The sequence below is a fragment of the Ruegeria sp. ANG-S4 genome (genome assembly GCF_000814005.1).
GTDB lineage: Bacteria > Pseudomonadota > Alphaproteobacteria > Rhodobacterales > Rhodobacteraceae > Ruegeria.
In genome coordinates, this window is the sequence record NZ_JWLK01000006.1 from 332,217 (window position 1) to 344,759 (window position 12,543).

14 protein-coding genes are annotated in these 12,543 nt (G+C 55.9%); 7 read left to right on the forward strand and 7 right to left on the reverse strand.

Annotation, left to right across the window (positions count from 1 at the left end):
• Positions 1 to 106: 106 nt before the first annotated feature.
• The 4 genes from RA28_RS19455 to RA28_RS19470 all read right to left on the reverse strand — a co-directional run bounded on the left by RA28_RS19455 (position 107) and on the right by RA28_RS19470 (position 3,884).
• On the reverse strand, positions 107 to 1,048 hold the full coding sequence (locus RA28_RS19455; RefSeq protein ID WP_039532625.1) for a LysR family transcriptional regulator: 942 nt from the start codon (positions 1,046 to 1,048) through the stop codon (positions 107 to 109).
• 67 nt (positions 1,049 to 1,115) lie between these two features.
• Positions 1,116 to 1,427: a hypothetical protein gene (locus RA28_RS19460; RefSeq protein WP_039532376.1), complete on the reverse strand. Its 312-nt coding sequence runs from the start codon at positions 1,425 to 1,427 to the stop codon at positions 1,116 to 1,118.
• A gap of 1 nt (position 1,428) precedes the next feature.
• Positions 1,429 to 2,529, reverse strand: coding sequence for a Hint domain-containing protein (locus RA28_RS19465; protein WP_082029866.1), 1,101 nt, complete (start codon positions 2,527 to 2,529; stop codon positions 1,429 to 1,431).
• 260 nt (positions 2,530 to 2,789) lie between these two features.
• A complete protein-coding gene (locus RA28_RS19470) occupies positions 2,790 to 3,884 on the reverse strand; it encodes a hypothetical protein (RefSeq protein WP_152612111.1) in 1,095 nt (364 codons plus the stop codon).
• Positions 3,885 to 3,937: 53 nt separating this feature from the next.
• Here RA28_RS19470 and lepA point away from each other — a divergent pair, with 53 nt between their 5' ends.
• A complete protein-coding gene (gene lepA, locus RA28_RS19475) occupies positions 3,938 to 5,737 on the forward strand; it encodes a translation elongation factor 4 (RefSeq protein WP_039532382.1) in 1,800 nt (599 codons plus the stop codon).
• Positions 5,738 to 5,875: 138 nt separating this feature from the next.
• The gene (locus RA28_RS22700) at positions 5,876 to 6,736 is read left to right on the forward strand and encodes a DUF2971 domain-containing protein (protein WP_152612112.1); all 861 of its coding nucleotides are present in this window, start codon (positions 5,876 to 5,878) and stop codon (positions 6,734 to 6,736) included.
• 599 nt (positions 6,737 to 7,335) lie between these two features.
• On the opposite strand, the gene RA28_RS22300 is transcribed toward RA28_RS22700, so the two are convergent.
• A complete protein-coding gene (locus RA28_RS22300; RefSeq protein ID WP_052261521.1) occupies positions 7,336 to 7,701 on the reverse strand; it encodes a hypothetical protein in 366 nt (121 codons plus the stop codon).
• Between the two features lie 187 nt (positions 7,702 to 7,888).
• On the opposite strand from RA28_RS22300, the gene RA28_RS19495 reads away from it, so the two are divergent.
• Complete coding sequence (locus tag RA28_RS19495) at positions 7,889 to 8,338, forward strand: hypothetical protein (protein WP_039532388.1); 450 nt, start codon at positions 7,889 to 7,891, stop codon at positions 8,336 to 8,338.
• A gap of 320 nt (positions 8,339 to 8,658) precedes the next feature.
• On the opposite strand, the gene RA28_RS22560 is transcribed toward RA28_RS19495, so the two are convergent.
• Positions 8,659 to 8,796: an entericidin A/B family lipoprotein gene (locus RA28_RS22560; protein WP_082029870.1), complete on the reverse strand. Its 138-nt coding sequence runs from the start codon at positions 8,794 to 8,796 to the stop codon at positions 8,659 to 8,661.
• Positions 8,797 to 8,894: 98 nt separating this feature from the next.
• On the reverse strand, positions 8,895 to 9,236 hold the full coding sequence (locus RA28_RS19500) for an ArsR/SmtB family transcription factor (RefSeq protein WP_039532390.1): 342 nt from the start codon (positions 9,234 to 9,236) through the stop codon (positions 8,895 to 8,897).
• A 369-nt stretch (positions 9,237 to 9,605) separates the two neighbouring features.
• Between RA28_RS19500 and RA28_RS19505 the strand changes: the two genes are divergently transcribed.
• From RA28_RS19505 to RA28_RS19520, 4 genes are all read left to right on the forward strand, one after another.
• Positions 9,606 to 10,238, forward strand: coding sequence for an ATP-dependent Clp protease proteolytic subunit (locus tag RA28_RS19505; RefSeq protein ID WP_039532393.1), 633 nt, complete (start codon positions 9,606 to 9,608; stop codon positions 10,236 to 10,238).
• A gap of 134 nt (positions 10,239 to 10,372) precedes the next feature.
• Positions 10,373 to 11,638 carry an ATP-dependent Clp protease ATP-binding subunit ClpX gene (gene clpX, locus RA28_RS19510; RefSeq protein WP_039532395.1) on the forward strand — a complete coding sequence of 422 codons (1,266 nt, stop codon included), beginning with the start codon at positions 10,373 to 10,375 and terminating at the stop codon, positions 11,636 to 11,638.
• Between the two features lie 66 nt (positions 11,639 to 11,704).
• A complete protein-coding gene (locus RA28_RS19515; RefSeq protein WP_039532397.1) occupies positions 11,705 to 12,082 on the forward strand; it encodes a RidA family protein in 378 nt (125 codons plus the stop codon).
• A gap of 73 nt (positions 12,083 to 12,155) precedes the next feature.
• Complete coding sequence (locus RA28_RS19520; protein WP_039532398.1) at positions 12,156 to 12,539, forward strand: NADH:ubiquinone oxidoreductase subunit NDUFA12; 384 nt, start codon at positions 12,156 to 12,158, stop codon at positions 12,537 to 12,539.
• The last annotated feature ends 4 nt before the right edge of the window (positions 12,540 to 12,543 follow it).

Below are 12,543 nucleotides of genomic sequence, written 5' to 3' on the forward strand. Positions count from 1 at the left end.
AAACAGCCTTTATTCCAGACGAGAAAAACCTGCATTGAAGGATTTCTTGGTTCGCAGGGCGGACCACGCATAACTCAAATACAAGTGCCTAGCTGTTTACTTTCCTTCACCCCATCACCTTCAACTGCCCGCTCAACCACGGCAGTTGCCCGATCGCGGGGTCGACGATCTGGCTCTGCATCAGCCGCCGGATCATGTCCGCCACCTCCTGCGGCACCTGATCCGACCAGTCGGTGCGGGTCAACAGTGAGATGGTGCGGGCAAACTCTCCGAACGGGGCAGGGTGCGCCTCCAGCCCGTCATGGAACCGCGCGGCACGCATAAAGCCCAGCGGCGTGGTGATCGCCCAGCCCAGCCCCCGCGCCACCATTGCCATCAGCGCGAGGTGAGAGCCGATCTCGAACCGTTCCTCGAACTCGATCTGCTGTCGGGCGAGGTGGCTTTCGATCTGACGGCTGATCAGTTGCTCGCGCGCATAGCGCAGAAACGGCAGGTCCTGCATCGGTTGCTCGGCCCCTTTGGGCGCGACAAGGATGAACGGATCCTGCACCAGCGGATACTCGACCACGCCCTCCAGCACCTCGCCGGAATGGGCCGATACCGCCATATGCAGGCGCTGCGCCTCCAGTTCCTCGAACAGGTCCAGACTGGGCAGCGTGATCAGCTTGAACTTTGACCGCGTCAGGCTGTCGGCCAGCAACGTCGCAAGGCGTGGCGTCAGGTCATTGTCGAAGTCGTCGATCAAACCGATCGACAGCGTCGTCAGGTGCCCCAGGTCCATTACGGTCAGTTCGCTCTGGGCCATCTGCAGTTCGGCCAGAACGGCTTCGGTCCGGGCCAGAAAGCTGCGACCGGCCTGAGTCAGCCGCATTGGGCGGCGGCCGTGATCCACCAGCTCTGTACCCAAGGCGTTTTCCAGGTTGCGCAACTGCTGCGAGACAGAGGGCTGACTCAGCCCCGTGACTTCGGCAGCTTGCGCCACCGATCCCGTTCGCGCCAGCGCCTCGAACACTTCGAGCCCGCGCAGGGTCAGCCCTTTCATAACCATCATGCACACCTTTCGCTGCGCCTTTTCTGAGGCGCGGCATGAGGCAGGTCAAGGACTGTCCGAAGGGTTAGCTGCAGATTGCCTGCGCCATCTGACCAAAGTTCTGATACCGATCCCAGAGCGCGTCATCACGTTCGGTCTTTGACATCTTCAATTCTTGCGCCTGATGCGGATCGGTGAACCATTTGGCAACGGTTTTCTGATCGCTGCGGGTCAACGCCTGATTGGCAACGCGCTGAATGCAGGTGCAGCGATCCCGCGTGGCGGCGGATCGGTCCGACGCCAGACATGCCCGTTTGATCTGCGCGGCCTCAACCTGCGCCGACGAAATCGCAGCCATCGACGTGGCGCAAAATGCGATTAAGAGGAACTGTTTCATGCTAATGCCTCGTTTTGCCTGCCCGGAGGGATCTTGCGCCCCTCTCGGTCTGCGGCAGAGTATGAATCAAAGTGGAATCCGGATCAATACGCAAGATTTCAAGTAAAAGTGTTACGGCTTCCCGTCGCTTGAGGGTCAATCTTGCAACCATCATCGGTCGGTCTGCAAAGCGGTGCACATCCGGAAAGAACAGCGCGTCCGGGTTGCCCTCAGGTCTTTGATTTTGAAGGAACATGCTTTCCGACTCGATGCCGTTGGCCCGTATGATGCTGTGCTGGTCCAACAGGACATGATAATACTGCGCGGATTTCACATCAGACAGTTTGGCAAGCCCGGCATCCACAAAACTGATTGCGGGAACAAACACCTCTTTGGCACCAAACAGAAGTTCTGCGGCCGGATGGGAAACCAATATCTTGTGCTGTTGGGAGACGCTCAGCTTTTGCGTCCCGCCAAGCCTGCCTTGGGGCAGCTCAACCGGTTTGAACGAAGCGCTGGCGATGACGTCCTGCGATCCGACCCATCTGACAGGCAAATAGCCGTCATCCTTGGTCCATATCTCGTCACCCGCTTGCAGTGTTTCGATCGGAACTTGACCTTTGGCGGTTTCAACAAGCGTTCCACGGCAAAAGCAGATCGGGCTTGCATAATCTGAGGATTCAAAACTCGGCCCCTCCTGCGTGCTGACAACGGTCAGCGGCACGCCCGAAGGTGGAAAGCCGCCGGGACCACCGATAAAAGCGATGCCTTCGACGGTTGCGTAAGCCGGTGAAGAGTTATTGACGTTGAACGCAACCGCCTGCCACGTATTGGTCCCGTCCGTCAGGGTGATGCCATATTCGGCCTCAACCGTTGTCCCGTCGGTGAAAAGGGTTCCGTCAATCGTCTGGTCGCCGTCCAGAAGCTGATTGCCATCATTATCCGCAAAACTGGTGTCGCTGCCCGCATCGGTAATGAACACTTCGGTCGCGGTGCGGGAGTCGATCGTGATCGTCTCGCCAATCAGATGGATACCCGTACCCTGATTGAGGCCATCCAACCCTTGCGCGACCGAAATGGTCAGCTGGCTTTCGCCCAATACAAAGATGGAGTAGTCAGCCAACGGATATCTGCTCTCTGATTTCTATCTGGATCAGTCGGTGCCAGCATCCTATCCAATTGCCAAAATCACGTAAATGCTGGCCGAAAAAAAGCGACGCGGGCGGCCCTTTTTGCAACGCTTGGCTGCGGGATGGGGAGCGCGGATACCGTTCCAGCTTGAGCAGACACGCGATCAATCGCGCAGAGCGCAAAAGTGACAGCACGCCTCATCACTCCCGCCGTCCTCCGCACCCCGTAGGCCGGGCTTCAGCCCGGCACTGGTCAGGGCAGGTAAGGCAACCAGTCTTCGATGGCTTTGATTAGCTTGTCGAGTGCATAGTAACCGCCCACCAACAGCCCACCTTGCTTAATCGCAGTTGCGATAGCCGTATCCACTGCAAGATCGGCCTTGCGTCCTAACCATTTTGTGAGCACCAAACATCCAGCCATTAGCTTTTTGAGAACTGCTTCAATCCGCTCGCGAGCTGGTTTCTCCTCTTCCAAAGCGCTTGAGAGCTCTTGTTCAGCTTCCCAAATCAATGTGATCGCGCCCGACAAACGTTCATCTTCGATGCGCTCAGGAGGGTTGTTCCCTCCGATGCCGTAGCGGGCAGTGGCTTGAACAATTAGACCACTTTTTAGGTCTGATAGTGCTCTCTCTACCGCCAATCGCTTGCGTATTTGTTCGATTTCGCGAGCTATGGCTTCTGCTCCTTCGTCCCAGATTGCTTCCGGTATTTGGGAAACATGGTACTCAAGTACCTCTTCGACCGGATCACCAGTTAAATAGCCTTGGTACCATTCATTCCAAAACTCCCATTTCCTCGGATCGGAGGTAAAGAAGCTGAGCAAGCTACTTACCTCTAGATCAATGTGTTCTGGCAGTTTTGCCCAAAGCGGTCGTCTGCGAAGGTTCTCCGCATTTTGATGTGTACTAAGGAACTCCAAGTCAGTCAGTAAGTTACCTTCGTCCACCGAATTGTTTGGCACAAGCTGCCCATCTCGAAGATCAATAAATATGTCTTTGTCGCCGTCCTCCAAGTCGAGGTTCTTAACCCAAACGCATTCATATATTTGTGTTTCAGCGCTGTGCACGGCACGAAATTCAATCTCTCGGCTATGGCCAGCGAAGGAAATTTCCCAATCGTCCGCGTTATACCCCCAGCTCATTTCGGCAGTTCGGAAACTTGGCCCACCTTCCGCGCTCACGTTAATTGCAAATCTAAAAGCACTTAAAATTTTGTCCTCGCTCAGTGAATTATGATCAGTTGCAACAAGAAATAATGATCGTAAAAAAACGCGTGCTGTCGCTACCTTGTTTTGCTCGGTTCTTAGAGAATGGATTAACTTGGCTTCGCGCTCAAAATTAAGCTGCAACGAAAACTCTCCCCGCTTGACCAACCCACGATTCCTCTACATATCCCCAACCCATGACAGACCTCGCTCATATCCGCAATTTCTCCATCGTCGCGCATATCGACCATGGTAAATCCACCCTGGCTGACCGGCTCATCCAAGAGACCGGAACGGTGCAGGATCGCGACATGAAGGAACAGCTGCTCGACAGCATGGATATCGAGCGGGAGCGGGGCATCACCATCAAGGCCAACACGGTTCGCATCGACTATACCGCCGAAGATGGCGAGCAATACGTGCTGAACCTGATCGATACTCCCGGTCACGTGGACTTTGCCTATGAGGTCTCGCGATCCATGCGCGCGGTTGAGGGCTCGCTGCTGGTTGTCGACTCGACCCAAGGGGTTGAGGCGCAGACGCTGGCGAACGTGTACCAAGCCATCGACGCCGATCATGAGATCGTACCGGTGCTGAACAAGATCGACCTGCCCGCCTCTGACTGTGACCGCGTGGCCGAACAGATCGAGGATGTGATCGGCATCGACGCAACCGATGCCATTCAGGTTTCCGCCAAAACCGGGCAGGGCATCCATGAGACGCTCGAGGCCATCGTCAAACACCTGCCTGCACCGCAGGGCAATCTCGACGCGCCGCTCAAGGCGATGCTGGTGGATTCGTGGTACGACGCCTATCTCGGCGTCATCGTTCTGGTCCGCATCATGGACGGCACGCTGAAAAAGGGGATGCGGGTCAAGTTCATGTCGAACGGCACCCTGCACCATGTCGACCGCGTTGGCGTTTTCCGGCCTGAGATGGAGATGGTCGACAGCCTCGGCCCCGGTGAGATCGGCTTTCTCACCGCCTCGATAAAACAGGTCCGCGACACCCGCGTGGGCGACACCATCACCAATGACCGCAACGGCGCCGAGGAGGCCTTGCCGGGCTTCAAACCCGCGCAGCCGGTGGTGTTCTGCGGCCTCTTCCCGGTGGACTCGGCCGAATTCGAAGACCTGCGCGACGCGATCGAGAAGCTGGCCCTGAACGACGCCTCGTTCTCGTTCGAAATGGAAACCTCCGCCGCGCTGGGCTTTGGCTTCCGCTGCGGCTTCCTCGGGCTTTTGCACCTTGAGGTCATCCGCGACCGGATCGAACGCGAATATGATATCGAGCTCATCACCACCGCGCCGTCGGTGATCTACCACGTCTTCATGAAAGACGGCGAAATGATCGAGCTGCACAACCCCGCCGACATGCCGGACCTCAGCAAGGTCGACCACCTTGAGGAGCCGCGCATCAAGGCGACCATTCTGGTGCCAGACGAATACCTCGGCGACGTGCTGAAACTGTGTCAGGACCGCCGCGGCATCCAGATGGACCTGACCTATGCGGGCAGCCGCGCCATGGTCGTCTATGACCTGCCGCTGAACGAGGTTGTCTTCGACTTCTACGACCGCCTGAAATCGGTGACCAAGGGCTATGCCTCGTTCGACTACCAGATGACCGGGTATCGCGAGGACGCTCTGGTCAAGATGTCGATCCTTGTGAATGATGAGCCGGTGGACGCGCTGTCAACCATGGTTCACCGCGACCGGGCCGAGATGCGTGGCCGGGCGATGTGCGAAAAACTCAAGGACCTGATCCCGCGCCACATGTTCAAAATCCCGATCCAGGCCGCCATCGGAGGCAAGGTCATCGCCCGCGAGACCCTCTCGGCCCTGCGCAAGGACGTGACCGCGAAGTGTTATGGCGGAGATGCCACGCGGAAACGCAAACTGCTGGACAAGCAGAAGGCGGGGAAAAAGAAGATGCGCCAGTTCGGGAAGGTCGATATCCCGCAGGAGGCGTTTATCTCTGCGTTGAAAATGGATAGCTAAAGGCTGTCCTTCTTTGATGTACATCGAAATTGCTCAATGGCCTGTATATTGCGCAGCGCCTAAATTGATAAAAAATACTGAAGAAAATTTAGAGTATTCGCGCTCGACTTTATTATGCGAAGACAAGGAGCGATTTAAGTGTTGGAACCACATCCGGAATGGCTCTACCGATATAGACCAAATGGAACTTCCTACTTTGAAGATGAAATTGAAAAAGCTCTACAGGGAAAAGTATTTCTTAGCTCCGTTGGTAATTTAAACGATCCTTTTGATTTTAGGCCTAGTTACGAACCCTCCGACCTCAAAGATGTGTACAAACTCTTAAAGAAAATACACGGGCGAAAGCCGTCTATTTCGCGCAAACGGGTGGAGAGAATAGCTAAGAGACCTCTTTCCCGTGCTGAATATCGCCGATATTCAAAAAGGCTTCGCCCCAGTGTCTTGCTGGCTAAGGCTGAAATCGTTACCGGCCAAAAAATAATCCAAGATCAAGGCCGTTTCGGTCGCCTCGCTTGTTTCTCCGAAGAGAAACAGAATATTCCAATGTGGGCTCACTATGCGAACGATCACAAGGGAGTTTGCCTAGTATATCGGCTAAGCTCAGAATTAGTAGACTATGTAAACGATATCGCGCCATTTAAAGTTAAGTATCAAGATGTTAGACCAGTGTTAAGTACGCTTGATCTAATGCGCTTTGCAAACAAATTTGCTGGTAAACTTGAGGATTCAATGACTCCTGAAAAGGTTATGGAGGCGGTCTATCTGCGCAAAAGCAAGCACTGGTCATACGAAAAAGAGTGGCGATTATTTGATTCTTCATATGATGACCCAAAATACCATTACGTGCCTTCGCTAGAATTACAGAGTGTTATCGTCGGCTTGCGGGCAGAAGAAGAAACTGTTCGAACCGTTCAGGAAATCGTGAATTCGCGAGTTGAAGTTCTAAAACTGACTGTGTCCAAAGATAAATTTGGGTTTGACGAAGTGGAGATCTCGTAGTCTGAGGCATTGCTATTTAGGTCAGTTTTTTTGTCACTTGGTCCGTCCCGCCCGGCGGCACCGCCGGGCCGCGCCGACCCGCCCCCATGGGGCGGCGCGTTTGCACCACCCCTCGGGTCGGTCGCGGCCCTCCGTTCTGCTGATCAACCGTTGCAAGCGCATTTGCGCCCCGGGGCTCCGCCCGTTCGGCCCTGAAACGATCCACTGGACCGTTTCCAAGACGGGCCTCACCCCCTCAGGTCGGTCGCGGCCCTCCGTTCTGCTCATCAAACGATGCAAGCGCATTTGCGCCCCGGGGCGGCGCCGTTTGACCTTCTTCCAAGAAAACGACCATTCACCAAACACCGTAGGGCGGGCTTCAGCCCGCCAATCGCTCGACCAAACCCAACGCGCATGGATCGGATGGGTGGGATGGTGGGTTGGAAACCCACCCTACGTAGGATGGGTTTTTAACCCATCATGTGAACACTCGGGTGGCGGGCTGACGCCCGCCCTGCGGGGGTTGGTGAGGGCACTCACCCAATGTCCGATGGGTGGCACATATCAGTGTCTCACCGACAACAACGTGGCGCGGCAGGCTGGGGCCCGCCCTTGGTGCGCTAGGGTTTGGCCTCGGCGAGCACGGCGGCAAACGCCGCCGGATCGGCCTGTTTCAACCTGCGCAACGCATCCTCGGCATTGTCGCGCAGGGCCTCTTTGCACTCGGTCTTCACGGTCTCAACCCCGTGCACCAGCGTGTCGATCTCGGTCAACTCGACCCCGGTTGCCTTGGACAGGGCCTGCAGCGCCTCCAGCACCTTGCCCAGTTGCGTGCCATAGCTTGCCACCTCGCGCTGCACACGGGTTTCGATGGCGGGAATGCCCTTGATCGTGCCGGCCAGAATGGGGTCAATGTCCTGCTGTACATCGCCGCTGAGCGGAAAGCGGAACTCGGGCGACCAAACGGAAAAGGGGCCAAACATCATGAAATCTCCTGTCAGCAAATAAGACCCAGCTTCCGCTGCAGCGCAGCATCGAGTCAAGCCTGCGGGGGCCCGGCCTAACGCCATTCTAAAGTCTTTATGAAGTTTCCCTCAGGTAAGTTGTAACCGGCCCGCACGCGCCCAATCTGTTTCACAAGGCCAATCGGGGCCAACGAAACGGAGAGAGCCGATGACCAGATTCATGACTGCCGGAGCAGCCGCTCTGGCCACCAGCCTGACCCTTGGAACCGTCGCGATGGCCGACACGACGCCGGACCTGCGCGGTATCTGGACGGGCAGTTACACCACTGTTCAGCCCAGCCATTACTACAAGGGCGATCAGCCGCGGTTTAATCAGGCGGAATGGGTGATCGACATCCAGCAGCAGCAGGACAATGTGTTCTGGGGGCCAAGCAAGTGGCGTGGCGACGATATCGATGAGTGGCAGGAATACGAGGTCACCGGAACGATCAGTCTGGATGGGTCCGGCAAGATCGGGTTGGTCGAGACCTCTCCGCTGGTGATCGGGGCCAACGCGCTGATTGATGCGCATTACCAGGATGGCAAGATTTATGCCGATTTTCGTAGCCTGAGGAACGGAACGACCTACAGCACCGTTCTGGAACGTCAGGTGAACTGAAGCGTTTCCGGCCTGTCCGCAAGTAGGGGGTAGACTGCCGTTGATCCAAGACTGCGGCAGCGCGTAATAGGTAGCGCGGGCGGGCCGGAACGCTTCTCATGAAAACGGAATAGACGTCTCCTCAGGGAGGGAGAAGGGCCGGGCGGTCGAGACGCCGCCCGCGGCAAGGGTCCGGACCCAACCGCGCCGGAAATCGGCGTTCCCCGGCACGGGGTCGGTCTGGGCCAAGCGGACCTTCAGCGCACCGCCGCTTTGGGTTAGGCCTTGCGCCGTCCGGCCCGATTTTGAGCAATTGGAAAAGGTGCGGGGTTCGCCGCCTGTCAGATGTTTTCCTGAACGTCCGTCGCCGCGTCCTGAATGGCGTCTCCGGCCTTTTCAATGTCTTTTCCGGCGCCTTTTGCCGTTTCGCAAGCGGTCAGTGTAAACAGGGCCAGGCCAATCAGAATTGCGCGGATCATCAGTAACTCCATAAGTGCTTGTCCCGCATGGACTAGCAGCTTTCAAAGGGCAGAGCCACAGGTTTTGTTTGCCTCACGACCCAAGGCGGAACCGCGGTTCAGGTTTCGGATTTTGTGCAGAACAGTTCGTAGACGACCTCAAGCATTCTGCGCGGTCGGTCATCGGCCAACCGGTAGTAGATCGCCTTGCCCTCGCGGCGCGGCGTAACGAGGCCTTCCAGTCGCAACCGCGACAACTGCTGCGACACAGCGGCTTGCCGTGCGGACAGCAGTTCTTCCAACTCGGTTACCGATTTCTCGCCGGATACAAGATGGCAAAGGATCATCAGGCGGCCTTCGTGACTGATCGCTTTCAGAAAGTTGGATGCACGCGTCGCGTTCGCGACCATGTGATTTAAATCCTGAGTTTCCATTTCCTTCGAAAACTGTGGGAGTCCCATACCTGTGGTTCCTTGTGTGCTCACCCGACGTGTCGAGGAGGCATGCTAGAGTGGTGGTGATGTTATAATGTCCACATGATTCAATCATGTATTTTCATATGTATGGATCAAAATACCGTGAGAATTTGAGGGGAAAATTCAGGAATTTCCGTCTTTGACTAAAAAATGTGCAGTCTGAAGCAGACTTTTCGCGGGTTTTGATGGATTGGAACGGGCGGAATTGCAATCGGGTTTTGGTGCTTGTTTTCCGATATCGCAGGTCTGATGGTCATTTCAGCCCCCCTTGCACCCCCCCGGCAGCAGCACTAAGACTCAGGTAACTTCTCTTCGGGTATTGTCCCAATCCTCAGCAAATCAGGCAGGTTCCGCATGTTCGATCCAGTTGAAACCTATATGAATACGCTCGTCCCCATGGTCGTCGAACAGACCAGCCGGGGGGAGCGCGCGTATGACATTTTCTCGCGCCTTCTGAAAGAGCGGATCATTTTCATCAATGGCCCGATTCACGACGGTATGAGCCATCTGGTCGTTGCGCAGCTGCTGCATCTTGAGGCAGAAAACCCGAACAAGGAGATTTCGATTTACATCAACTCTCCGGGCGGCGTTGTGACCAGCGGATTGTCGATTTACGACACAATGCAGTACATCAAGCCGAAATGTTCAACATTGGTGATCGGTCAGGCGGCTTCGATGGGGTCGGTTCTGTTGGCCGGTGGCGAAACCGGAATGCGATTCTCGCTGCCCAACAGCCGGATCATGGTTCACCAGCCCAGCGGCGGGTATCAGGGTCAGGCGAGCGATATCATGATCCATGCCGCCGAGACGCAAAAGCTGAAAGATCGCCTGTATGACATCTATGTGCGTCATACGGGGCAGACCAAAAAGGCGGTTGAAAAAGCGCTGGACCGCGACAACTTCATGAGCCCGGAAGAGGCGAAGGAGTGGGGTCACATCGACGAAATCGTCGAAAACCGCGCCAAAATGGATGACGATGCGTCTTGATTTCAAAACCCCGTGCATCGTGCGCGGGGTGTGATTTTGACATTGTAGCCGCCACGGCGCTGGCCTAAGCTGCAGCAACAGGCGAAAAGCGCGGCCCAAATCGGGCCGCAGGGACGGAGCCAGAAAGGTACAACATGGCGACGAATTCAGGCGGTGATGGCAAAAACACGCTCTATTGCAGCTTCTGCGGCAAAAGCCAGCATGAAGTCCGCAAACTGATCGCGGGGCCGACCGTATTCATCTGCGATGAGTGCGTCGAGTTGTGCATGGACATCATCCGGGAAGAGACTAAAGCCAGCGGGCTGAAGTCCTCGGACGGTGTTCCGACGCCCAAAGACATATGCGAAGTTCTGGATGACTATGTCATCGGTCAGGCCACAGCAAAGCGCGTGCTGTCGGTTGCGGTCCACAATCACTACAAGCGCCTGAACCACGCCCAGAAAGCGGGCAGTGATATTGAACTGGCCAAATCCAACATTTTGCTGATTGGTCCGACGGGCTGCGGTAAGACCCTGTTGGCACAGACGCTGGCGCGTATCCTTGACGTGCCCTTCACGATGGCGGATGCAACCACGCTGACCGAGGCTGGTTACGTGGGTGAGGATGTTGAGAACATCATTCTCAAGCTGTTGCAGGCCAGCGAATACAATGTCGAACGTGCACAGCGCGGCATCGTCTATATCGACGAGGTCGACAAGATTACCCGTAAGTCCGAGAACCCTTCGATCACCCGCGATGTATCGGGTGAGGGTGTTCAACAGGCATTGCTGAAGCTGATGGAAGGCACAGTTGCCAGCGTTCCGCCGCAAGGTGGCCGCAAGCATCCGCAGCAGGAATTTCTGCAGGTGGATACGACAAATATCCTGTTCATTTGCGGCGGCGCGTTTGCCGGTCTGGATAAGATCATTGCACAGCGCGGCAAAGGTTCGGCGATGGGCTTTGGTGCAGATGTGCGCGACAATGACGATCGCGGCGTCGGCGAGATCTTTAAGGACCTGGAGCCGGAAGATCTGCTTAAATTCGGCCTGATCCCGGAATTTGTCGGTCGTTTGCCGGTTCTGGCGACGCTGGAAGATCTGGACGAGGACGCGCTGGTCACGATTCTGACCAAACCAAAGAACGCTCTGGTCAAGCAGTACCAGCGCCTGTTCGAGTTGGAAGATGCCGAACTGGCTTTCACCGACGATGCCTTGAAGGCGATTGCCAAGAAGGCCATCGAACGGAAAACCGGTGCGCGCGGCTTGCGTTCGATCCTCGAAGATATTCTGCTCGACACGATGTTCGAGCTACCGGGTATGAAGAACGTTACCGAAGTGGTCGTGAATGAAGAGGCTGTTTCGTCTGACAAACAGCCGCTCATAATCTATGCGGATGCGGCCGAGTCCGCCTCGGCAGGCTAACAAGATAAAGAATTTGAGTTTGACGGCGCGGCGAAACCCGCGTCGTTTTTCATTGAGGAAGATCAAATGATTAGAAGAATTCATTCCGGCGGCGAATACGAAGAGAAGGTTGGGTATTGCCGCGCTGTGGTGGCAAATGGTTTTGTTTTTGTCGCCGGAACCTGCGCGCAAGGCGATGACGTTCCCGACGATTTCGTGGGCCAATGCAAATCCGCGTTGGACGCAATCGGAAAGGCCCTGGAAGAGGCTGGTGCGAGTTTTGCGGATGTGGTCCGGGTGAACTATTATTTGCCGGATATGTCCGAGTTTGAACTGTGCTGGCCGTTGCTGAAAGAAGCCTTTGGTGCCAATCCGCCAGCTGCAACCGTGATTGAAAGCAAGCTGATCACGCCGCAAGACCTGATCGAGATTGAAGTCACCGCAGCATTGCCGGAAAAAACCTGATACCTTGCCATGCACTGGACCTTAGCCCACCTTTGGTTCATATCTGCAGGAACGGAATTGTCGGAGGCGACCGATGGGCATCCTGAACACTCTATTGCGGGCCGTAACGTGGTGGAACGGGGCAACCCTGAACACCCAGATTTACACCGCGCGCAAAGGCGTCAAGGTTGGTGAGGATGATGAAGGCAATGTCTTCTATCGCAATGCCGATGACAGCAAGCGCTGGGTGATCTTCAACGGTGAGGCCGAAGCCAGCCGCATCGACCCTGACTGGCACGGGTGGTTGCATCGCACGTGGGACGAACCTCCGACCGATAAGCCGCTGCCGCATAAATCCTGGGAAAAACCGCATCAGGAAAACCTTACCGGAACGGCATTGGCCTATGCGCCCGCCGGTTCGCTGCGCCGACCAAACCCGGTTGAACGCAAGGATTACGAGGCCTGGAGCCCGGAATAAACGA

Coding starts and splice junctions, on each gene's coding strand:
- lepA (WP_039532382.1), top strand. CDS start 3,938: ATGACAGACCTCGCTCATATCCGCAATTTCTCCATCGTCGCGCATATC.
- RA28_RS19505 (WP_039532393.1), top strand. CDS start 9,606: ATGTTCGATCCAGTTGAAACCTATATGAATACGCTCGTCCCCATGGTC.
- RA28_RS22560 (WP_082029870.1), bottom strand. CDS start 8,796: ATGATCCGCGCAATTCTGATTGGCCTGGCCCTGTTTACACTGACCGCT.
- RA28_RS19460 (WP_039532376.1), bottom strand. CDS start 1,427: ATGAAACAGTTCCTCTTAATCGCATTTTGCGCCACGTCGATGGCTGCG.
- RA28_RS19500 (WP_039532390.1), bottom strand. CDS start 9,236: ATGGGACTCCCACAGTTTTCGAAGGAAATGGAAACTCAGGATTTAAAT.
- clpX (WP_039532395.1), top strand. CDS start 10,373: ATGGCGACGAATTCAGGCGGTGATGGCAAAAACACGCTCTATTGCAGC.
- RA28_RS19520 (WP_039532398.1), top strand. CDS start 12,156: ATGGGCATCCTGAACACTCTATTGCGGGCCGTAACGTGGTGGAACGGG.
- RA28_RS19495 (WP_039532388.1), top strand. CDS start 7,889: ATGACCAGATTCATGACTGCCGGAGCAGCCGCTCTGGCCACCAGCCTG.
- RA28_RS19455 (WP_039532625.1), bottom strand. CDS start 1,048: ATGGTTATGAAAGGGCTGACCCTGCGCGGGCTCGAAGTGTTCGAGGCG.
- RA28_RS22300 (WP_052261521.1), bottom strand. CDS start 7,701: ATGATGTTTGGCCCCTTTTCCGTTTGGTCGCCCGAGTTCCGCTTTCCG.
- RA28_RS19515 (WP_039532397.1), top strand. CDS start 11,705: ATGATTAGAAGAATTCATTCCGGCGGCGAATACGAAGAGAAGGTTGGG.